Source organism: Burkholderia pulmonis, from assembly GCF_984667975.1.
In genome coordinates, this window is sequence record NZ_OZ480187.1 from 1,380,410 (window position 1) to 1,401,652 (window position 21,243).

The 21,243-nt window shown below is 68.0% G+C and carries 15 protein-coding genes; 9 read left to right on the top strand and 6 right to left on the bottom strand.

Going from position 1 to position 21,243, the window contains the following annotated elements; all coding sequences use genetic code 11:
- Positions 1-8 precede the first annotated feature (8 nt).
- Positions 9-4,196, top strand: a complete 4,188-nt coding sequence (locus AC5LXK_RS22905; RefSeq protein ID WP_493393761.1) for a bifunctional nitrate reductase/sulfite reductase flavoprotein subunit alpha — start codon at positions 9-11, stop codon at positions 4,194-4,196.
- Positions 4,197-4,248: 52 nt separating this feature from the next.
- On the opposite strand, the gene AC5LXK_RS22910 is transcribed toward AC5LXK_RS22905, so the two are convergent.
- Together AC5LXK_RS22910 and AC5LXK_RS22915 are read right to left on the bottom strand one after the other, a co-directional pair.
- Positions 4,249-5,025 carry an SDR family oxidoreductase gene (locus tag AC5LXK_RS22910; RefSeq protein WP_493393762.1) on the bottom strand — a complete coding sequence of 259 codons (777 nt, stop codon included), beginning with the start codon at positions 5,023-5,025 and terminating at the stop codon, positions 4,249-4,251.
- A 4-nt stretch (positions 5,026-5,029) separates the two neighbouring features.
- Positions 5,030-5,467 (bottom strand): GlcG/HbpS family heme-binding protein, encoded by a 438-nt coding sequence (locus AC5LXK_RS22915; RefSeq protein WP_493393763.1) that lies wholly within the window; start codon positions 5,465-5,467, stop codon positions 5,030-5,032.
- A 95-nt stretch (positions 5,468-5,562) separates the two neighbouring features.
- On the opposite strand from AC5LXK_RS22915, the gene AC5LXK_RS22920 reads away from it, so the two are divergent.
- The 4 genes from AC5LXK_RS22920 to AC5LXK_RS22935 all read left to right on the top strand — a co-directional run bounded on the left by AC5LXK_RS22920 (position 5,563) and on the right by AC5LXK_RS22935 (position 11,303).
- Positions 5,563-6,477: a LysR family transcriptional regulator gene (locus AC5LXK_RS22920; RefSeq protein WP_493394036.1), complete on the top strand. Its 915-nt coding sequence runs from the start codon at positions 5,563-5,565 to the stop codon at positions 6,475-6,477.
- 80 nt (positions 6,478-6,557) lie between these two features.
- Complete coding sequence (locus AC5LXK_RS22925) at positions 6,558-7,004, top strand: hypothetical protein (RefSeq protein ID WP_493393764.1); 447 nt, start codon at positions 6,558-6,560, stop codon at positions 7,002-7,004.
- A gap of 430 nt (positions 7,005-7,434) precedes the next feature.
- The gene (mprF, locus tag AC5LXK_RS22930; RefSeq protein ID WP_493393765.1) at positions 7,435-10,029 is read left to right on the top strand and encodes a bifunctional lysylphosphatidylglycerol flippase/synthetase MprF; all 2,595 of its coding nucleotides are present in this window, start codon (positions 7,435-7,437) and stop codon (positions 10,027-10,029) included.
- A complete protein-coding gene (locus AC5LXK_RS22935; protein WP_493393766.1) occupies positions 10,026-11,303 on the top strand; it encodes a virulence factor family protein in 1,278 nt (425 codons plus the stop codon). Before mprF ends, AC5LXK_RS22935 begins: the two co-directional genes overlap by 4 nt.
- Before the next feature lie 82 nt (positions 11,304-11,385).
- On the opposite strand, the gene AC5LXK_RS22940 is transcribed toward AC5LXK_RS22935, so the two are convergent.
- Both AC5LXK_RS22940 and AC5LXK_RS22945 read right to left on the bottom strand, forming a co-directional pair.
- Positions 11,386-11,781: a hypothetical protein gene (locus AC5LXK_RS22940; protein WP_493393767.1), complete on the bottom strand. Its 396-nt coding sequence runs from the start codon at positions 11,779-11,781 to the stop codon at positions 11,386-11,388.
- A 101-nt stretch (positions 11,782-11,882) separates the two neighbouring features.
- Complete coding sequence (locus AC5LXK_RS22945; protein WP_493393768.1) at positions 11,883-13,316, bottom strand: aminotransferase-like domain-containing protein; 1,434 nt, start codon at positions 13,314-13,316, stop codon at positions 11,883-11,885.
- A 283-nt stretch (positions 13,317-13,599) separates the two neighbouring features.
- Between AC5LXK_RS22945 and AC5LXK_RS22950 the strand changes: the two genes are divergently transcribed.
- The gene (locus AC5LXK_RS22950; protein ID WP_493393769.1) at positions 13,600-14,631 is read left to right on the top strand and encodes an energy transducer TonB; all 1,032 of its coding nucleotides are present in this window, start codon (positions 13,600-13,602) and stop codon (positions 14,629-14,631) included.
- A gap of 54 nt (positions 14,632-14,685) precedes the next feature.
- Here AC5LXK_RS22950 and AC5LXK_RS22955 read toward each other — a convergent pair whose 3' ends face one another.
- A complete protein-coding gene (locus AC5LXK_RS22955) occupies positions 14,686-15,996 on the bottom strand; it encodes an MFS transporter (RefSeq protein WP_493393770.1) in 1,311 nt (436 codons plus the stop codon).
- A gap of 71 nt (positions 15,997-16,067) precedes the next feature.
- Complete coding sequence (uxuA, locus tag AC5LXK_RS22960) at positions 16,068-17,129, bottom strand: mannonate dehydratase (RefSeq protein ID WP_493393771.1); 1,062 nt, start codon at positions 17,127-17,129, stop codon at positions 16,068-16,070.
- A 269-nt stretch (positions 17,130-17,398) separates the two neighbouring features.
- Between uxuA and AC5LXK_RS22965 the strand changes: the two genes are divergently transcribed.
- The 3 genes from AC5LXK_RS22965 (at position 17,399) to AC5LXK_RS22975 (ending at position 21,185) form a co-directional block, all read left to right on the top strand.
- Positions 17,399-18,121 carry a FadR/GntR family transcriptional regulator gene (locus AC5LXK_RS22965; protein ID WP_059697364.1) on the top strand — a complete coding sequence of 241 codons (723 nt, stop codon included), beginning with the start codon at positions 17,399-17,401 and terminating at the stop codon, positions 18,119-18,121.
- A gap of 161 nt (positions 18,122-18,282) precedes the next feature.
- The gene (locus tag AC5LXK_RS22970; protein WP_493393772.1) at positions 18,283-19,413 is read left to right on the top strand and encodes an extracellular solute-binding protein; all 1,131 of its coding nucleotides are present in this window, start codon (positions 18,283-18,285) and stop codon (positions 19,411-19,413) included.
- The gene (locus tag AC5LXK_RS22975; RefSeq protein ID WP_493393773.1) at positions 19,410-21,185 is read left to right on the top strand and encodes a diguanylate cyclase domain-containing protein; all 1,776 of its coding nucleotides are present in this window, start codon (positions 19,410-19,412) and stop codon (positions 21,183-21,185) included. The genes AC5LXK_RS22970 and AC5LXK_RS22975 overlap by 4 nt, the downstream gene beginning before the upstream one ends.
- Positions 21,186-21,243 lie beyond the last annotated feature (58 nt).

Sequence of the window (21,243 nt, forward strand, 5' to 3'; positions counted from 1 at the left end):
GAGCGCGCATGACCGCCACCCCCGTCAAGAGCGTGTGCCCGTACTGCGGCGTCGGCTGCGGAATGGTGCTGCACGTCGAGGATGGCGAAGTCGTCAAGGTGTCCGGCGACTCGGACCATCCGACCAACTTCGGGCGGCTGTGCACGAAGGGTTCGTCGGCGCACGTCGCGCTGCGCCGCTCCGGGCGGCTCGACCGCGCGTTCGTGCGGCGTGCGCGCGAGGACGACCTCGTGCCGCTGCCCGCGCGCGACGCGATCGCCGAAACCGCGCGCCGCCTGCGCGCGGTGCTCGATGCGCACGGCCCCGACGCGCTGTCGTTCTACGTGTCGGGACAGATGTCGATCGAGGCGCAATACCTCGTCAACAAGCTCGCGAAGGGTTTCGTCGGCACCAACAACATCGAGTCGAATTCGCGCCTGTGCATGGCGAGCGCGAGCACCGGCTACAAGCAGTCGCTCGGCGCGGACGGCCCGCCCGGGTCTTACCAGGACTTCGATCGCGCGAACCTGTTCTTCGTGATCGGCGCGAACATGGCCGACTGCCATCCGATCCTGTTCCTGCGGATGATGGATCGCGTGAAGGCCGGCGCGAAGCTGATCGTCGTCGATCCGCGCCGCACCGGCACGGCCGACAAGGCCGACCTGTTCCTGCAGATCCGGCCGGGCACCGATCTCGCGCTGACCAACGGGCTGCTGCACCTGCTGCATGCGAACGGCCGCACCGATGCCGCGTTCATCGATGCATACACCGAAGGTTGGGACGCGATGCCCGCGTTCCTCGCCGACTACACGCCCGAGCGTGTCGCGGCGATCACGGGGCTCGCGGAAGCCGACCTCCGCACGGCCGCGCAATGGATCGGCGACGCGCAGGACTGGATGAGCTGCTGGACGATGGGGCTCAACCAGAGCACGCACGGCGTGTGGAACACCAACGCGATCTGCAACCTGCATCTCGCGACGGGCACGATCTGCCGCGTCGGCAGCGGGCCGTTCTCGCTGACCGGCCAGCCGAACGCGATGGGCGGGCGCGAGATGGGCTACATGGGTCCGGGCTTGCCGGGCCAGCGCTCGGTGCTGTCGGACGACGACCGCCGTTTCGTCGAGAACCTGTGGCGGGTGCCGGCCGGCACACTGCGCAAGGACACCGGCAAGGGCACGGTCGACCTGTTCGAACGCATGGCGGCCGGCGACATCAAGGCATGCTGGATCGTCTGCACGAACCCGGTCGCGACCGTGCCGAACCGGCAGAACGTGATCGCCGGGCTGCAGGCCGCGGAACTCGTGATCGCGCAGGATGCGTTCCTCGATACCGAGACCAACCGCTATGCGGACATCCTGTTGCCGGGCGCGCTGTGGGCCGAAGGCGACGGCGTGATGATCAACTCCGAGCGCAACATGACGCTGATGCGCGCGGCGGTCGCACCGCCCGGCGACGCGCTGCCCGACTGGCGCATCGTCGCGGAAGTCGCACGCGCGATGGGCTTCGGCGATGCGTTCGACTATGCGTCGGCGGCCGACGTGTTCGACGAGATCGTCCGTTTCTCGAATCCGGCGACCGGCTACGACCTGCGCGGCGCGAGTCACGCGGCGCTGCGCGACGGTCCGGTGCAGTGGCCGGTCGCGCCGGGCACCGCGCGCGAGCGGCATCCGATCCGCTACCTGAACGACGGCGTGAGCCAGACGCCGCGCCCGGCGGCCGACGGCAACGATGCGCCGCGCATCGCGTTCCCGACGGCGTCGGGCAAGGCTCGCTTCTTCGCACGGCCGCACGTCGATCCGGCCGAGCTGCCCGACGACACGTTCCCGATCGTGCTGAACACCGGGCGGCTGCAGCATCAGTGGCACACGATGACGAAGACCGGCAAGGTCGCGATGCTGAACAAGCTCAACCCGCGCCCGTTCGTCGAGCTGCATCCGGACGATGCGAGCGCGCTCGGCATCGCCGCGAAGGACAGCGTCGAGATTCGCTCGGCACGCGGCCGCGCGGTGCTGCCGGCCGTCGTGACCGAGCGCGTGCAGCGCGGCAACTGCTTCGCGCCGATGCACTGGAACGACGTGTACGGCGACGACCTGTGCATCAACGCGGTGACGAACGACGCGATCGACCCGGAATCGCAGCAACCCGAACTGAAATACTGCGCGGTCGCGCTGCGGCGCGTCGACACGGATGCGTTCGCGTCCGCCGACGACGAAACGGCGCAACCCGATGCACGCACCGCCGACACGCGGCCCGTGCCGGCGATGGTGCAGGCCACTGCTTCACAGGAATCCGACATGGCAGACATCGACACTTTCGCGGCCGCGCTCGGCGTTGCCGATCTCGCGCCGCCGCCGTTGACCGACACCGAACGGCTGTATGTGGCGGGCCTCGTCAGCGGGCTGAAGGCGAGCGCCGGCCGGCGCGAAGGCAGCGTGCCCGTGCTGCCGGCCGCCGCCCCGCTGACGCCGCCGGTGCGGTTCTGGCTCGACGGGATGCTCGCGGGCCTGTTCAGCCGCTCGTTGCCCGCGGGGGTGCCGCTTGCCGCGGCGCCCGCGCTGCCGGCCGATGCTGCCGCGCCCGGCGGCGTGCGGATCGTGCGTACGCGCCCGAAGGTCGTGCTGCTGTGGGCGTCGCAGACCGGCAACATCGAATCGCTGACCGAGGATTACGCGACGAAGCTGATGAACGCGGGTTTCGAGATCCGCACCGCGTGCATGTCCGACTATCCGGTCGCTTCACTCGCCGCCGCGCAATACGTGCTGCTGATGACGAGCACGTTCGGCGACGGCGATGCGCCCGACAACGGCAGCGAATTCTGGGATGCATTGCAGGCCGGCAGCGCCGCGCGCCTCGACGGCGTGCATGTCGCGGTGCTCGCGTTCGGCGACCGCAACTACGACCAGTTCTGCGGCCATGGCCGCCGCCTCGACGCGCGGCTCGCCGAACTCGGTGCGACGCGCCTGTGCACCCGAGTCGATTGCGACGTCGAATTCCAGCACGATGCCGACCAGTGGCTCGAACGCGTCGTCGCGCGGATCAAGGAGGCCGATGCCGCGCTGCACGCGGTGCCGGCCGGCGGGATGAGCCCGTCGGGGCTGCTGCCGACGAAGGCCCATCCGGCGCCGTCGAAGCTCGTCGCGAACCTGCGGCTGAACCGTCCGGGTGCGGCGAAGGATACGCGCTACGTGTCGCTGTCGACCGAAGGCGCGAACCTCGAATACGAAACCGGCGATGCGCTCGGCGTGTGGCCGACCAACTGCCCGGAGCTGGTCGACGAACTGCTGTCCGTCACAGCGCTGAAGGCCGATGCGCCGGTGTCGGTGGCGGGCGTCGGCGATATCCGGCTCGGCGATGCGCTCGCGCGCCACTTCGACATCACGCGCCCGCATCCGGACACGCTGGCCCTCATCGCGTCGCGCAGCGCGAACGGCGCGCTGAAGTCGCTGCTCGGCGACGATCGCAAGGGCGACCTGAAGCAATGGCTGTGGGGGCAGCAGCTGGCGGACGTGCTGCACGAATTCCCGGTCGAGCTGTCGGGCACGGAACTGGTCGGCATGCTGAAGCGCATGCAGCCGCGCCTTTATTCGATCGCGTCGAGCCCGAGCGCGCATCAGGGCGAGATTCACCTGACCGTGTCGGCCGTGCGCTATCACAACGGCCGGCGCTCACGTAAAGGCGTCGCGTCGACGTTCCTCGCCGATCGCGCGGACGACGGCCGCGTGCCGGTGTTCGTGCAGAAATCCGCGCATTTCCGGCCGCCGGTGAACGGCGACGTGCCGATCGTGATGATCGGCCCCGGCACCGGCGTCGCACCGTTCCGCGGCTTCCTGCACGAGCGGCAGGCGCGCGGCGCGCGCGGGCGCAACTGGCTGTTCTTCGGCGAGCAGCACGCGCAGACCGATTTCTACTACGGCGACGAACTGGGCGCGATGCACGACAGCGGCTTCCTGACGCGGCTCGATCTCGCGTTCTCGCGCGACCAGGCCGACAAGATCTACGTGCAGGACCGGATGCGCGAGCAGGGAGCCGAGCTGTACGCGTGGCTGGAGGAAGGCGCGCACTTCTACGTGTGCGGCGACGCCGCACGGATGGCCAAGGACGTCGATACGGCGCTGAAGGCCGTCGTCGCCGAGCATGGCGGCATGTCGGACGAAGCCGCGAACGACTACGTCGCGCGGCTTTCGAAGGCACGGCGCTACATGCGCGACGTGTACTGATCACGCGAGCGGTGGGTCGCCGTCCGGCGTCCGCCGCCCGGCCGGCGGGGCGTTACTGCTGCCGCTCCCATGCGCGTGCCTGTTCGGCGCGCACGAATGCTTCCGACGATGCCGGCAGCAGGTTGCGAAATGCGCCGCCGTCGCTGTCGATCACGTCGACCATCTTTGCGATCATTTCCTCCGGATCGTGCTGCTCGAGCGGGAACGTCAGCCGCTCGGGCGTCACGGTGTGCACGGCCGGATCGCGCCAGCGCCGCGTCGTTTCCATCATCCGGTCGTTGAAGCCCGTGCTGTACGGGCCGGGGTTCACGACCGCGACACGGATCCCGTGCGGCGCCAGTTCCGCCTGCATCGCCTCGGCCACCGATTCGACCGCGTGCTTCGACGCGCAATAGGCGCCCGTGAACGGCCCCGTGATCAGGCCCGCGATCGACGACACGAACACGATCTTGCCGTGCTTGCGTGCGAGCATGCCGCGCGCGATCTGCTGCGTGAGTTCGAGCGGCCCGAACACGTTGACGTCGAACAGCTCGCGGACGATCTCGACCGGCAGGTCCACCAGCGCGCCGGCTTCGCCGACCCCCGCGTTGTTCACGAGCACGTCGATGTCGAGTTCGGCCGCGCGGGCGCGATCGTGCGCCGACGTGACGTCGAGCTTGACCGCGTGCAATCGGGTGCCGCGTTGCGCGGCAGCGGCGGTCAGTGCGTCGATTTCGGCGGTAGCGCGTACGCCGGCCGTCACGTCGTGACCGCGTTCGGCGAGCCGCAGCGCGACTTCGCGGCCGAAGCCGGTACCTGCGCCGGTGATGAGGATGCGTTTCTGTGCCATGTGCTTACCTGGTGGAGTGGAACGTTGCCGGAAAGCGGTCGCGGCCCTGTCGCGCGATCGCGGTGTCTTCGTCGACGCTGCCGCCCGACACGCCGATCGCGCCGACGCAGCGCCCGTCGGCATCGACGAGCGGTTCGCCGCCGCCGAACGTGACGAGCCCGCCGTGACTGTGCTCGATGCCGCGCAGCGGACCATCGCCCGACATCGCGCCGAGTGCGCCGCTTGAAGCGCGGAAGCGGACCGCCGTAAGCGCCTTGCGCTGCGCGAGATCGATCGCGCCGAGGAAGCAGTCGTCGGTGCGGACGAACGCGAGCAGGTTCGCGCCGGCATCGACGATCGCGATGGCGATGCCGGCGACCTGCAGCGATGCGGCATGCGCGAGTGCCGCGTCGATCGTGCGGCGGGCGGCTGCGAGCGGCAGCGCGGTGGTGGGCGGGTTCATGCAGGGCTCCGGTGGGACGACAACGCCAGTGTAGGCAGCTGCGGTATATGGGAGAATCCGTATTCCGCTCGAAGGAGTTTCAAGTTTTTTTAATGATGGGCAGACGCGATCCGATGGCCGGGCTGCACGTGTTCATGACCGTCGCGACGGCCGGCAACTTCACGCGGGCCGCCGCCGTGCTCGGCCTGACGCCGGCTGCCGTCAGCCTCGCGATCGGGCAGCTCGAGGGCGAGCTGAACGTGAAGCTGTTCAACCGCAGCACGCGCGGCGCGAGCCTGACGGAAGCAGGCCAGCGCTACTGGCGGCAGACGGAACCGGCCTACCGGCAGGTCACGCAGGCGCGCGACGAGCTGAAGGATGCGCGCAGCGAGCCGAGCGGGCTGTTGCGCGTGACCGCGCTGCCGCTGGCGCGCACGCTCGTGATTGCGCCGGTGCTCGCCGCGTTCCGCGAGCGCTACCCGAAAGTCAGGCTCGAGATCCGCTACGAGAACGAACTGGTCGATATCGCGAAGGACGGGTTCGATGCGGGAATCCGGCTCGCCGACCGCCTGCAGCCGGGCATGATCGGCGTGCGGATCGCACCGGCGCTGACGTGTGCGCTGGTCGCGTCGCCCGGTTATCTGGCGCGGTATGGCGCGCCGGCGTCGATGGCGGAGCTCGAGCGTCACGCGTGCATCCGATTCCGCTTCACGGGAAGCGGGCGGCTGCACAAGTGGTTGTTGCACGACGGGCGGCGCGACGTCGATCTCGATCCGGACGGCGTGTTCGTGACGAACGATGCGGATGCGGTGATCGATGCGGCGCGTGAGGGTGTCGGTATCGCGTTCGCCTTCATGCGTGAGCGGATCGAACAGGATCTGCGCGACGGTTCGCTCGTCGAGGTGCTGCCGGGCGTGTGCCGGACGCTGCCGCCGATGTGGCTGTACTACGTGAACCGCAAGCATGTGCCGGCCAAGCTGCGCGCGTTCATCGACGTGCTGCGCGGGCGAGAAGGCGCGGACGCGGCGTAACCGCTTCGGCCGGCCGACTGCAGCGATTTATCCGGCGGCGCATGATGGCGGCTCCAGCCACGTATCCATGGAGTCGCGTCATGACGGCATTCCCGCATTTCCCGATTCGAACCCTGGCGATCGCCGCGATGCTGGCCGCTGCGGCGACCTGCGGCGCGCCGGCCATCGGCCAGACCCAGAACCAGACGTCGACCGTGCCGGCCGGCTCGGCCGCCGCGACGCCGGACAACGCGGTACTGCTGACCGTTTTCCTGAAACACGACCAGTCCCGCCCGCTTGCCGAGTTGAATGCGCAGCTTGCGAAGCAGGGGTTCTACAAGGCGTTTCCGCCGCCGGGCGTCGAAGTGGTGAGCTGGACCGTGACGATGGGGATCGGGCAGATCGTCGTGCTGCGATTACCTGCGTCGCGGCTGCGCGAGGTCAATCGCGTGCTCGAGGATACGGCGTGGGGCGCGTACCGGACGGAGTTCTATCCGACTTACGACTACAAGGCGATCGGGTTGGGGGAGCATGAGCGGGCGAAGTAATGGGGCACTGTGCATTTTCGTGTCGTCGTAAAGCGGTGGCGCGTGCCCCGGATCGACCCGTCCCCATCCCCGAAAAGCCCCGCCGCATCACGTTTTCGTCCTCGCTCGCCGCGCCTCGTCCGGCAGATTTCTCCCAAATGCATCACAAGTCATTCCTCCGATGAAAAAACCGCTCCGGTTCCCGGTATGATGCGCACCTTGCGTTTTTCGGCTGCGCGATTTTTATGCGTTGTTGACACGCCCGGCGAGCCACAAAACCGCACAATGTGAACCTGAAAGATTCTGTAATATAAATTCCGTATACTCGTAAGTTCTGATCCAGGCGCCGCCTGCCCCCGTCTCAGGCCGACCGCCCACGCAGAACAACCAGATTCGTCGCCGCCTGGCCCTCTTGCGCCGCGACACGCTATGCACCACCACTGAACAACTTATGTCTTCCCGCCACTCAGGTTCGCCCGGCCGCGCCGCGGCGGTGATCGCCCGTGCCCGGGCGTTGATCCGCAACGAGCGCGTGCTGTCGCCGCTGCTCGCGCTCGGCATCGGCCTGCTGCTGATCGTGGTTTTCCAGCACCTGTCGGAATCCGTCGACTACCGGTCGGTGATCCGCCAGCTGCGTCACATGTCCGTCGGCGAGTGGGGTGCGTCGCTGGCCGCGACGGCCCTCAGCTATCTCGCGCTCGTCGCCCGTGACGCGGTCGGCCTGCGCTATGTCGCCGCGAAGGTGCCGCGCGTCGCGCTGTGGATCGGCGCGATTGCCGGATCGGCGCTCGGCAACGCAACCGGCTTCGGTGCGCTGACGGGCGGTGCGGTTCGCGCACGCGTGTACGGCGTGTCGGGCGTCACGCCCGCCCAGATCGGCCGGATGACGGTATTCACGAGCGGCACGCTGGCGCTCGCGATGGTGCTGATGACGGCGGTCGGCATGGTCTGCGTGCCGGAGGCGCTCGCCGCGATGCTGCACGTCGCGCCCGGCGTGCTCACGTGGACGGGCGCCGCGCTGCTCGTGGTGCTGGCCGCGATGGTCGTGATGTGCGGAAACGCCGCGCGCCCGGTCGTCACGCGCTTCAAGTGGCTGTCGTTCGATGTGCCGGCGCGGCGCGACCTCGTCGCGCAGGTCGTCTACGCGGTGCTCGACGTCGTTGCCGCGGGCCTGACGCTGTGGGTGCTGCTGCCGGCCGCGCCGGTCGGCTTCTCGACCTTCATTACCGTCTACGCGGCCGCGTTGCTGCTCGGGATGATCGGCCATACGCCGGGCGGGATCGGCGTGTTCGAGGCCGCGATGGTCTTCACGCTCGGCCGCGAAGTGCCCGCGCACGAGATGGTCGCCGCGCTGATTGCCTATCGCGCGATCTACTTCGGCGTGCCGCTCGTGCTGTCGGCCGGCCTGCTGGCCGGCTTCGAGGGCCGCGCGCTGCGCCGCCGGCTCGTGACGCGGCAGGCCGTGCGCGTGTCGCAGCTCGCCCCGGTGTTCCTGAGCCTCGTGACGTTCGCGGTCGGCGGGATGCTGGTGATCTCGAGCGCGACGCCCGCGTTCTGGCACCGGATCGCCATCCTGCGCCACCTCGTGCCGTTGTGGGTGCTCGAAGGCTCGCAGGTGATCTGCAGCGTGCTCGGCGTCGCGCTGCTGTTCGTCGCGCGCGGGCTGCTGCGCCGGCTCGACGGCGCGTGGTGGATGACCTTCGCGCTGACGCTCGCGAGCCTTGCGCTCTCGCTCGCGAAGGGCCTCGCGTTCGTCGAGGCCGGTGTGCTCGGTACGCTGCTCGTGCTGCTGCTCGTCAGCCGCCGCCGTTTCAACCGTCATTCGTCGCTGCTCGCCGAACGCTTCACCATGAGCTGGTTCGTGTCGGTGGCGATGGTGCTGATGCTGGCCGTGTGGGTGCTGTTCTTCGCGTTCCGCGACGTGCCGTACACGCGCGAGCTGTGGTCGCATTTCTCGTTCGATGCGCGCGCGCCGCGTGCGCTGCGCGCGACGCTCGCGTCCGGCGTGTTCGTCGCGCTGTTCGCACTGTGGCAATTGCTGCGCCCGGCGCCCGGCCGTTTCGTGAGGCCGGTGCAGCAGGACCTGTTCGACGCCGAACGGATCATCCGTGCGCAGGAGTGCAGCGATGCGGGCCTTGCGCTGATGGGCGACAAGTCGTTCCTGTTCTCGGAATCGCGGCAGGCGTTCCTGATGTACGCGAAGAACGGCCGCACGTGGGCGGCGCTGCACGACCCGGTCGGGCCGCGCGAGGAATGGCCGGCGCTGATCAGCAAGTTCATCGCGCTCGCACACGCGCACAGCGGCCGGGCGGCGTTCTACCAGGTGCGTGCGAACGCGCTGCCGCTGTATCTCGACGCAGGGCTCACGCTGATGAAGCTTGGCGAGGAAGCGCATATCGCGCTCGGCCAGTTCGACCTGAAGGGTTCGAACCGCTCGCACCTGCGCTACGCGCTGCGCCGCGGCGAGAAGGACGCGCTGACGGTCGAGGTGATCGCGCCGTGCGACGTGCCGGCCGCGCTGCCGGCATTGCGCGGCATTTCCGACGGCTGGCTCGACAGCCGCGATGCACGCGAGAAGAGCTTCTCGGTGGCCGCGTTCCACGACGGCTATCTCGCGACGCAGTCGGTGATGCTCGTGCGGCAGGCCGACAAGCCGATCGCGTTCGTCACGTTCATGACGACCGACCTCAACACCGAGGCGACGGTCGGCGTGATGCGCCATCTGCCGGACGCGTCGCCGTACGCGATGGAGTATCTGTTCACGCAGCTCGCGCTGCATCTGAAGGAAGCGGGTTTCCGCAAGCTGAGCCTGGGCATCGCGCCGTTCTCGGGGATGGGGGCGGCGAAGATGCCGTCGCCGTGGCACCGGCTCGGCCTGATGGTCTGGCGCTTCGGCGGCCGCTTCTACAACTTCCGCGGCTTGCGCGCTTTCAAGAGCAAGTTCGAACCGCACTGGGAGCCGCGTTATCTCGCGGCCTCGGGCTCGGTCGGCGTGTTCGTCACGCTTGCGGATCTGTCATTGCTGGCTGGAGGTCGGCGTTCATGATGTTGAAGAAGGTATGTGCGCGGGCGGCAGCCGCCTGCGCGGGAATGATGCTGGCCGGCGCCGCGTGCGCCACGCAGCCGGCCGCTATAAAGGCCGAAACCGTGTCGGGCGGCCGCTATGGGCCCGTCACCGTCACCAGGCCGAGCGGGCCGCTACGCGGTTTCGTCGTGCTGTTCTCGCGTGAGGCCGGCTGGAATGCCGCCGATCAGCAGGCGGCCGACGCGCTCGCGAAGGCCGGTGCAATGACGGTCGGCGTCGATTCCGAGCGTTACGCGGCGAATCTCTCCGCGAAGCAGGAGACCTGCCACCACCTCGACGGCGACGCCGAGGCGGTCAGCCACCAGCTCGAGCGTCTCGCGCAATCGTCGCGGTATTTCACGCCGATCGTCGCGGGCGTGGGCCAGGGCGGTGCGATCGCGAAGCAGATCCTGTCGATGGCGCCGGAGAATACGATCGCCGGCGTTGTAGCGGTCGGCCCCGTGAAGCTCGATCCGCGCTTCAAGCCGTGCCCGCCCGATGCGACGATCGTGCGCCGCGCGATGCCGGGCTTCGTCGAAACGGCCGCCGACGGCGACACCGCGAAGCTCGTGTCGCTCGTCACGTCGCACCTGCGCGACAACAACAGCAGCGACGAGCTCGACGTGTCGGACCTGCCGCTCGTCGAGCTGCCGGCCAAGGGCGGCAGCGACCGGCTCGCGATCGTGATCTCGGGCGACGGCGGCTGGCGCGACCTCGACAAGACGATCGCCGAGGCGCTGCAGCGCGACGGCGTGTCGGTGGTCGGCATCGACAGCCTGCGCTACTTCTGGAGCGAGAAGCCGCCTGCACAGGTGAGCCGCGATCTCGCGCGTGTGATGCGTACCTACATGGCGCGCTGGCATGCGAACCGCGTGGCGCTGGTCGGCTACTCGTTCGGTGCCGACGTGATGCCGTTCGCGTACAACCGGCTGCCGGCCGACCTGCGCGACAAGGTCGTCGTGATGTCGCTGCTCGGTTTCGCGCCGGCGGCCGATTTCCAGATCCGCGTGACGGGCTGGCTCGGCATGCCCGCGAGCGACAAGGCGCTGAAGGTCGCGCCGGAAATGGCGAAAGTGCCGCCGCAGCTCGTGCAGTGCTTCTACGGAGCCGAAGAGAAGGACACGATGTGTCCGGCGCTCGTGAACACGGGCGCGGACGTGATCAAGACGCAGGGCGATCACCACTTCGGCCGCGACTACATCGCGCTCGAGAAGAAGATTCTCGGCGCGTTCGGCAAGCCGGCGGCGGCGCGCTGAACGATGCCCGCTTCACCGCGGGCATCGGCCGGTTTGCTGGCGGATCATCGAACGGGCGGCCTGTGTGCCGCCCGTTTTGTGTTTACGCCGTTGCGTCGACGACGAGCGCGGGATCGAGTGCGCGGATGCGCTGGTCGATGAAGTAGCCGCCGCCTTCCTGGTAGCGCAGGAACAAACGGCTGCACGAGCGGCAGCGGCTGACGGTGCAGCGGTTGTACGGGAAATGGCGCAGGGCGATCGGTGCGTCGTCCGACGCGTAGCGCGTGCCGGCCGGATGATATTCCGCATAGGTCGGCTCGGCGTCGCCGGGCGGCGCGAGCGTGGCGACTTCGGTCAGTTGCGCATCCTGCAGCGACAGCGGCAGGGTCGTCCAGCCGGCGAGCGAAGTCTTCGTGCACGTGCACGACTGCGTGACGTGTGCCGCTTCGGCCGTCAGTGTCAACAGGGCGTCGTGATCGAGGTAAGGCAGTTGGCTCATGGACAATCGTGAAGGGGCGGCAAGACCAGCAATGTAACCCGCGTACGGATTGCCTGCATGACCGTGGCGCCGGCGGTGCGCCCGGGGCTTGCCGTATGCGATCAGCCGGCCTTGCGGACCGGCGGCTGCGCGACCAGTTCGCCGAGCACGCGGATCGCGCGCTCGATGTCGCTGCTCCACGGATGGCCGAAGTTCACGCGAACGCAGCGCTCGAAGCCATGCGCGGCCGAAAACAGCGGCCCCGGTGCAAAGCTGATGCCGCGCGCGATCGCCTGGCGATGCAGTTCCATCGCGTCGATCGCATCGGGAAACGCGAGCCACAGGAAATACCCGCCGTCGGGCCGCACCCATTCGACGCCGGGCGGCAGCCAGCGCCGTAGCGCGTCGTCCATCCTGTCGAGCTGCGCATGCAGCGCGCCGCGCAGCTTGCGCAAGTGCCGGTCGTAGCCGCCATGCTCCAGATAGTTCGCGATGCCGGCTTGCACGGGAATGCTGGCCGACAGCGTCGTCATCAGCTTGAGCCGCTGCACCTTCTCCGCGAAACGGCCGGCAGCGGCCCAGCCGATCCGGTATCCGGGTGCGAGGGTCTTCGAGAACGAACTGCAGTGCATCACGAGGCCGTGCCGATCGAACGCGCGTGCGGGCAACGGATAGTCGGGGCCGAAATGCAGCTCGCCGTACACGTCGTCCTCGATCAGCGGCACTTCACGCGCGGCGAGCATGTCGACGAGCGCGCGCTTCTTTTCCGCGGCGAGCGTGACGCCGGTCGGATTCTGGAAATTGGTCATGAACCAGCACGCGCGGATGTCGTGCCGGTCGAGCGCGTGCGCGAGCGCATCGAGATCGAGGCCCGTGCGCGGATCGACCGGAATCTCGACCGCGCGCAGGTCGAGCCGCTCGATCGCCTGCAGCGCCGCATAGAAGCCGGGCGCTTCGACCGCGACGACGTCGCCGGGCCGCGTGACGGCCATCAGGCACAGGTTCAGCGCTTCGAGCGCGCCGTTCGTGACGACGATCTCGTCGATCGGCTGCGAGATGCCGGTGGCGAGATAGCGCCGCGCGATCTGCTGGCGCAGCGCCTCGTTGCCGGGCGGCAGGTCGACGACCGTGCTCCACGGGCTCACGAGCCGCGCGGCCTGCGCGAGCGATTTCGCGAGGCGCGGCAGCGGAAACAGCTGCGGCGCGGGGAAGGCGGAGCCCAGTGGCACGATGCCGGGCTGCGTGGCCGCATCGAGGACGGAGAACACGAGGCTGCTGATGTCGACCTTGCGCGTGGCGCCGGCGCGGCTCGAACGACGCTTCGCGGCCGGGCCCGGCTCGGGGCTGGCGCCCGGGGCGACGTAGTAGCCCGAGCGTTCGCGCGCGCGGATCAGCCCCCACTGTTCGAGCAGGTAATACGCGCGAAACACCGTCGACTGGCTCACGCCGTGCTGCGCGATGATCTGCCGCAGCGAAGGCAGGCGCGTGCCGACGGCAAGGTTGCCGTTGCGGATGTCGTCGGCGATCGTGTGGGCGAGGGTTTCGTAGCGTTTCATCGGCTGGGCGGAGCACGTCGTGCGGGCGGATCATTGTCCGATGGACATCGCGAAAAGGGAAGCGAGCGCCCGGTGCCGACGGTTCGCGCGAGCGAGGCGGCCCCGGCGCGTTTTCGACCGCGCGACAAGCGACTCTGCCGGCGTTGCGTTGACGGCTGCCAGCCTTTAGTCTGACGGCATCCTGCGACCGGACAGTCCGTTCTCCGCTCAATGGAAATGCGTGCGACACGGTATGCCTGCCCGTCGTTCTCCCGATCCGTTTCTATTGCAGCACCCTACGTTCATGCCGTTACTGAAACCCAACTGGCGATATGCGTGTTTCCCGATGCTGGTGCTTTGGGCAACATGGCCTGTCGAGGCTATTGCACTGACGGAGCAGGCGGCCGTTGCGATCGCAGAACCGGGTAAGCCGACGGACGATACGGCTTACGCGACAACCCTCGGCACGCTCATTCGATCCAACCTGGTTTTCACCAGTCCGGCCAGCCTGTCCGACACGGTCGAGGCCAGGATTGCATTGCGGGTCGACGGCTATGGAAAGGTCATCGATGTGCGCGTGGGGCAATCGAGCGGCTCGTCGAACTTCGATGCCGCCATGCTGGCGGCCGTGCGAAAAAGTTTGCCGTTTCCGCCGCCGCCCGAGCACCGCGTGCGCTGGGTCAACCTGACGTTTCGCCCCGGCGGCGCGTCCGCTTCTGCCGTAGCGAGCGCTTCACCGACACCGCCGGAAATCACCATCGCACCGCCGGCGCCGCCGATACGCGCCGACGTCAGCCGCGCTATCTTCCGCCAAAAGGACGTTGCCCACCCGGATGCCGATGGATGGACCACGGCACGATCGGCCGATGGCCGCTTTTCGCTCAGCGTGCCAGGCCGGTTCAGCGACAAGACCGTCTGGTTTGCGCATCCCGGGGCACAGGCGGCGAAATCGGCAGAGACGGTGTTGGCACACGGTGAGGGCGGCACGTCGCTGTTCGCCACTCGATTGCAATTTGACGGAAGGGAGGTTGCCACGCGTCAATTCGAGGCGCTGGAGGAGACTTATCGTGCGCGCGATGCGCATCTGGAACGCGCGCCGCTTCTCGGCCATCCGTCCCTTGGCAGCCGCATCCAGGACATGCAGAAATCCGAACTCGTGGTCGAGCGTTTCGTTCTGGTGGGCGCCGATATCCTGTGGGTGCACATCGCCGGCCCGATGGCGCTCGCGGATGCCGTCGAGCGCGATGCATCCCGAATCGTTGGATCGCTGCGCATCGATGCAGCGCCAACGAATCTGGGCAGTCCGCCCGAGGAGGCTTTCGATTTGCCGGACTAGGCTGGAATCGAGGCGTCGACATGCGATGGCGGCACCTCGCGATCCTGATCCGCATCATGCCGCGTTCGGCTCCGCATTCCGCCCGCTCGCGCCGCCCCGCAGCGGCGGCAGCGGCTCGACCTTGCCGACGATGAACAGGTACGACAGCGCGCCGACCACGCACAGCACGCCGGCTACCGCGAGCGGCACGACGAACGAACCCTTCGTGATCGACAGCATCACGCCGGTGAACGTGGTGATGAAGATCCCCGCGAGATTGCCCGCGAAGTTCTGGATGCCGCCGATCGATGCGACGTGCGCGGGCGTCGGCGCGATTTCGCCGACGAGCGTCCACACGTTGGCGCCGGCGAACGACAGGCTGGCATACGCGAGCGCGAACAGACCGAGGCACGCCCACACGTTTTCGACGAACGCGGACAGCGCGATCGACGACGACAGCAGCATCCCGAGCACGAGGCAGGTCTTGCGCGCGGCAGTGGCACTCCAGCCGCGCCGGAACAGGCTGTCCGACACGTAGCCGCCGAGCCAGCCGCCGGGGATCGCGAGCAGAGCGGGCAGCATGCCCCACGTGCCGAGCGACGCGAGCGAGAAGCCGCGCGACTGCAGCAGGTAGCTCGGGAACCACGTGATGAAGAAGTAGATCGCAAAATTCAGGCAGAACAGGCCGATCATCATGCCCCACACGGTGCGGTAGCGGAACAGGTCGAGCCACGACACCTTCGGGCCGTCGGTTGCGGCCGCAACCGACGGTGCGCCGCGTTGTGCGAGCAGCGCATCGACGGCGTCCGGGGCGATCGCGCGATGGCGTTCCGGTTCGCGATAGATGAACCACCATGCGAGCGCCCACACGATGCCGATACCGCCCGTGATCGCGAACGACCCGCGCCAGCCGACGATCGAGATCAACCACGCGACGAGCGGCAGCGACAGTGCGGAGCCGACGCGCGAGCCGCTGTCGAAGATGCTGCTGGCCAGGCCGCGCTCGCTGCGCGGAAACCAGTTGAACGCGACCTTCGCGAACGACGGGATCGCGGCCGCTTCGCCGACACCGAGCATCAGCCGCACGCCGACGAGTTGTGCGAGCCCGCGCGCGGCGCCCGTCGCGACGGTGAACACCGACCACCAGCCGACGGCCAGCGCGAGGCTCACGCGCACGCCGACCTTGTCGATGAACCAGCCGGCCGGCAATTGCAGGAACGCGTAGGTCCAGAAGAACGCGCTCAGCACGAGCCCCATGCCGACCGCGTCGAGGCCGAGGTCGGCGCGAATGCTCGGCGCCGCGATCGCGAGGTTCGCGCGGTCGATGAAGTTGATGACGTTGGCCAGGAAGCACATCAGGATCATGGCCCATCGGATGCGTGGCATGCGGTGTCTCCGCGCGGAATGTCGTGACGGGCGACCGGCGTTCCGCTGCGCCGGCTGCCTCGATGGACGGGTTATTGCGACGCTTGCGGCGTACGGTCGAATTTCGCCAGCGCTTCCCACAGACCGTTCAGGTAGACCGCGCCGAGCGCGCGGTCGTAGAGGCCGTAGCCGGGCTTGCCGGTCTCGCCCCAGATCATGCGGCCGTGGTCGGGGCGCACGTAGCCGGTGAAGCCGGTGTCGTGGTAAGCCTTCACGATCGCGGCAATGTCGAGCGAACCGCAGCTCGACAGGTGCGCGGTTTCCTCGAAATTGCCGTTCGTGTCGACCTTCACGTTGCGGATGTGCGCGAAGTGGATGCGGCCCATCGCGCCGAATTCGCGCACGAGCGCTTCGACGTCGTTCTGCGGACCCGCGCCGAGCGAGCCCGAGCACAGCGTCAACCCGTTCGCGGGCGTATCGACGATGCGCAGGATCCGTGCGAGATCGTCGCGGTTCTTCACGATGCGCGGCAACCCGAAGATCGGACGCGGCGGATCGTCGGGGTGGATCGCCATCTTCACGCCGGCTTCCTCGGCGACGGGGATGATCGCCTTCAGGAAGTAGTCGAGGTTGGCCCACAGCGCGTTCTCGTCGACGTCGCGGTAGTCGGCGAGCAGCGCCTGCAGTTGCTCGGGCCGGTAGCTCGAATCCCAGCCGGGCAGCGCGATGCCGTCGACCGGATCGATCCGGTCGACCGCGTCGGTGCTGAACGCGAGGCAGGTCGATCCGTCGTCGAGCGTCTTCGACAGCTCGGTGCGCGTCCAGTCGAACACGGGCATGAAGTTGTAGCAGATGACGCGGATGCCGGCCGCGCCGAGGTGGCGGATCGTCTGCCGGTAGTGGTCGATCAGGCGGTCGCGGCCGGGCTTGCCGAGCTTGATGTCCTCGTGCACGGGCACCGATTCGACGACTTCGAACTGCAGGCCGGCGCGTTCGATCGTCGCTTTCAGCGCATCGATCTTGTGTACGGGCCAGACTTCGCCCACGGGTTCGTCGTAGATCGCGGACACGATATGCGTGACGCCCGGGATCTGGCGGATGTATTGCAGCGAGACCGGATCGGACTCGCCGTACCAACGGAAAGACATCTTCACTGGAGCGGCTCCTGGCTGGCGGTTCATGCATCGGACGACCGGGCGGCAGCGTGCCGGCCCGTCGTCGGTGTGTGGATTATGATTGGCATACCAGTTTGGTGGCATAGTGGTTTACCAGTTGTTCGCCGTCGATGGTGTTCGATGCGGCTGATCCGGACACGGCCAGCAACGCTGGTCGGCGTGTCAAACCGGAGGCAGGCCGGAATTGGTGTACCATTTTGACGATCAGGCGCCGCGACGGCGCCCGCCAGCCCGTTGCGAGCCTTTCGATGACTGATCTTTCCAGCCTGCCAGCCAACCGCGATACCGATGCCGCGGACCGCTCCTATATCGGCCTTGCACGACAGATTCACGCGATGGTGGCCGCCGGTGCGTTCGAGGCCGGCGCGCGGCTGCCGTCGGAGCGCAGCCTGGCCGACCAGTTCGGCGTGAGTCGCACGCAGGTGCGCGAGGCAATCATCGCGCTCGAGGTGCAGGGCATCGTCGAGGTGCGGATCGGCTCGGGCATCTATGTGTCGGCGGCCGATGCCGCGCGGCCGGTCACGTTCGAGGTGCCGCGCGGCCCCGGGCCGATCGAGACGCTGCGCGCACGCGGGCTGATCGAGGCGGAAGTCGCGGCGCTTGCGGCGACCGAGCGCAAGGACGCCGATCTCGACCGCCTGTTTTTCTCGCTGACGACGATGCGCGAGCAGATGGACGACAAGGCCGCGTACGACGCGGCCGATCGCCAGTTTCACCTGCGGATCGCGGAATCGACCGGTAACACCGTGCTGCTGCACATGGTCACGGCGATGTGGGACTGTGCGCGCAGCGATCCGCTGTGGGACAAGATCGAGGAACACTTTCACTCGACCGCGCTGCGCGAGGCTTCGCAGGAGGATCACCAGCGGATCTTCGCGGCGATCATGGCGCGCGACGCAGGCGGTGCGCGCGACGCGATGCGTGCGCACCTGTCGCGCGTGATCGCGGAATTCACGCAGGCGTGGCGCTGACGTTCATTTCCGTGACCAGACGCGGGCCCATCTAATCGCGTCGCATTCAGCCGCCGGTGCCGGCGGACGGATGCGCTGCGTACGGCTTCTTCCGATTGCGCGACCGACCAATTTATGGTCTCGTTGCGGGATATCGCATCGACTCGAAAAAGGACAGTCGAATGCAGCCGGGCGATTCAGGCGGGGTCCGATTGATCAGGGGAATCGGCGCACGCAAGCGCGCCCGCGGCGCCGTGTTCAGGCTGCTCATCATATTGACACTCGGCTTACTGATTCCCGGTCTGCCCGTCTTCGCCGCTTCTCCCGAAACCGTCAACGACAACGTGCTGCGCGTGCTGGCATGGCCAGGCTATGCGGACAGCGATGTGGTCAGCGCATTCGAGGCGCAGTTTCATGTGCGCGTCGAAGTCACGTTCGTCGATTCCGACGAAGCGCTGTGGACACGGATGCACAGCGCCACGCCGCCGCCGTACGACGTGCTGGCCGCCAACACGGCGGAAATTCAGCGCTATGCGCACGAGCACCTGCTCGCGCCGATCGACCTGTTGCGGATCCCGAACCGCCGTCGGCAGTTGCCGAATTTTCAGCAACTCGCGACGATCGGTGGGCTCGTGCAGGACGGCGCGACCTACGCGATCCCGTTCACATATTCGTCGATGGGGCTGATCTACGACCGCAAGCAGGTGCCGGCCGCGCCGCACTCGATGCGCGAGCTGTGGAATCCGCGCTATCGCGGCAAGGTGCTCGACTTCAACAGCGCGCAGCACAATTTCTCGTTCACGGCGCTGGCGCTCGGCTATCCCGATCCGTTTCGCCTGTCGCCCGCGCAGACGCTCACCGTCGCGCGCAAGTTGATCGATCTGCGCCGCAACCTGCTGACGTACTACACGCTTCCTGAAGAGGCGACCGCGCTGTTCGTCCAGCATCGTGCGGCGCTGATGTTCGGCAACTACGGCACGCAGCAGGTCGAGCTGCTGCGTCGCGCGGGCGCGGACGTCGGCTACGTGATCCCGGACGAAGGTGCGCTCGCATGGCTCGATTGCTGGGCCGTCACGCGCGGTGCGCAACGACCGGCGCTCGCGTTCGCGTGGATCAACTACATGCTCGAACCGGCGATCGGTGCGTTGCTCACCGAGCGCCAGGGGCTCGCGAACACGCTCGAACCGCCACCGGGTCTCGACGCCGGGCACCAGCATCTCGTGTGGCTCCAGCCCGTCGAGAGCATCGCGCGCCGCGAATCGCTGTGGAGCCGCATCGTGTCGGGCGACCGGCCGGAGCGGTTCGGAAAATGATCCGGCTCGGGCTCACGTCGAAGCTGTCGGTACTGTTCGCGTGCATCGGCGTGATCGCGTCCGGCACGACCGGCTACTACGCGTATCGCGCGAACCGCGCGATGCTCGTACAGGAAGCGCAGCACAGCCTGCTGATGTCGACACAGCTGCTGGGGCAGCGCTTCACGACTGCGCTGTCCGACGTCGCCGACGATGCGCTCGTGCTCGCGCAATTGCCGTCGTCCGCGCTCGTCGCGAGCAGCGACGACGCGGACCACGCGCCCCGCACGCGGCTCGAGCAGGTGTATTACAGCTTCATGAGAAATCACCCGGAATACCTGCAGATCCGCCTGATCGCGAGCGGACATTTCGGGCTCGAGCGCATTCGCGTCGATCGCGATGCACGCGGCATCGTCGTGCTGCCCGACAGTGCGTTCCAGGAGAAAGGGCAGTTCTCCTACGTATTCGACACGCTCGCGACGGCGCCCGGCCATATCTACCTGTCGCCGATCGTGATCAACCACGAGACGGGCTCGCACGCGGCGGAAGGGTTGCCGATCCTGCGCGTGGGCACGCCGGTGGTCGACACGTCGGGCCAGACGGTCGGCGCGCTCGTCGTCGATGTCGAGCTGTCGCGCGTGTTCGACCGGCTCGAGCGCGACCTGCCGGAAGACTATGCGGTGTATCTCGCGAACGAGTGGGGCGATTTCCTCGTGCATCCCGATCCGGCGCAGACGTTCGGCTTCGATCGCGGCCGGCGGGTGCTGATGCAGGACAGCTTTGCCGCCACGCACGTGTTGTTCGACAGCGCACGCGCGAACGTGACGTTCAACGGCCTGGGGCAGCCCGACGAAGCGCCCGGGCAGATGTTCGCGTTCGTGCGCACGCCGTTCGGCCATGATGAAGGCAGCCGCTTCGTCGTGCTCGGGATGGGGCGCCCGCTGGCGGACGTGCTGGCGCCGGCCGGCATGCTGGGCGAACGGATCGTCAGGATGGTGCTCGTGTCGAGTGTGCTGGCGGTGATTCTCGCGATCCTGTTCGCGCGGGCGATCACGCGGCCGCTGCAGACCCTCGCACGCGCGGCGACGCACGTGTTCGACGATCCGGCCGCCGAACGGCTGCCGGTCGGCCGGGCCGACGAGATCGGCGTGCTCGCGCGCTGTTTCGACAGCATGCGCGTCGAGATCCGCACGCAGGTCGCGATGCTGCGCGCGAAGCAGCAGGAACTCACGCACCTCGCCGGTCACGATCCGCTGACCGCGCTGCCGAACCGCCTGCTGTTCATGGAGCGCCTCGACGCGGCGATCCAGCATGCGGCCGCGGTGCGCGAGGGGCTGGCCGTGATGTTCGTCGATCTCGACGGCTTCAAGCAGATCAACGACCAGCACGGGCACTCGGCCGGCGACCGCACGCTCGTCGCGGTCGCGAAGCGGCTGAGCCTCGTGCTGCGCAGCGGCGACATGGTCGCGCGGCTCGGTGGCGACGAATTCGTCGTGCTGATTGCGGACGTGCGTTCGCCGGCGGTGATCGGCGATGTCGCATCGCGCATCCAGATCGTGATGGCCGAGGAGCTGGAGTTCGGCGAACGGCGCGTGGCCGTCGGCGCGAGCATCGGCGTCAGCGAATTCCCGGCCGACGGCGCGTCGGCCGAGGAGTTGCTCGTCAAGGCCGACGCGGCGATGTATGCGGCGAAGGCGTCCGCGCAGTGCGCGTGCGTGCGCTATCAGGATCTGGTCCGTGGTGGCGGCGCGATGGACGAACCCGGTCGGGTCGCCTCGGGCGGCAGCCGGTGACGGCGGCCCGGCGTGCGCTGCAAACGCAACGAGCCCGTCGCGGGACGGGCTCGTTGCT

Bases quoted from the DNA above. Each gene is read 5' to 3' on its own strand.
- AC5LXK_RS22905 (WP_493393761.1), top strand. From the start codon at position 9: ATGACCGCCACCCCCGTCAAGAGCGTGTGCCCGTACTGCGGCGTCGGC.
- AC5LXK_RS22910 (WP_493393762.1), bottom strand. From the start codon at position 5,025: ATGGCACAGAAACGCATCCTCATCACCGGCGCAGGTACCGGCTTCGGC.
- AC5LXK_RS22915 (WP_493393763.1), bottom strand. From the start codon at position 5,467: ATGAACCCGCCCACCACCGCGCTGCCGCTCGCAGCCGCCCGCCGCACG.
- AC5LXK_RS22920 (WP_493394036.1), top strand. From the start codon at position 5,563: ATGGGCAGACGCGATCCGATGGCCGGGCTGCACGTGTTCATGACCGTC.
- AC5LXK_RS22925 (WP_493393764.1), top strand. From the start codon at position 6,558: ATGACGGCATTCCCGCATTTCCCGATTCGAACCCTGGCGATCGCCGCG.
- mprF (WP_493393765.1), top strand. From the start codon at position 7,435: ATGTCTTCCCGCCACTCAGGTTCGCCCGGCCGCGCCGCGGCGGTGATC.
- AC5LXK_RS22935 (WP_493393766.1), top strand. From the start codon at position 10,026: ATGATGTTGAAGAAGGTATGTGCGCGGGCGGCAGCCGCCTGCGCGGGA.
- AC5LXK_RS22940 (WP_493393767.1), bottom strand. From the start codon at position 11,781: ATGAGCCAACTGCCTTACCTCGATCACGACGCCCTGTTGACACTGACG.
- AC5LXK_RS22945 (WP_493393768.1), bottom strand. From the start codon at position 13,316: ATGAAACGCTACGAAACCCTCGCCCACACGATCGCCGACGACATCCGC.
- AC5LXK_RS22950 (WP_493393769.1), top strand. From the start codon at position 13,600: ATGCCGTTACTGAAACCCAACTGGCGATATGCGTGTTTCCCGATGCTG.
- AC5LXK_RS22955 (WP_493393770.1), bottom strand. From the start codon at position 15,996: ATGCCACGCATCCGATGGGCCATGATCCTGATGTGCTTCCTGGCCAAC.
- AC5LXK_RS22965 (WP_059697364.1), top strand. From the start codon at position 17,399: ATGACTGATCTTTCCAGCCTGCCAGCCAACCGCGATACCGATGCCGCG.
- AC5LXK_RS22970 (WP_493393772.1), top strand. From the start codon at position 18,283: ATGCAGCCGGGCGATTCAGGCGGGGTCCGATTGATCAGGGGAATCGGC.
- AC5LXK_RS22975 (WP_493393773.1), top strand. From the start codon at position 19,410: ATGATCCGGCTCGGGCTCACGTCGAAGCTGTCGGTACTGTTCGCGTGC.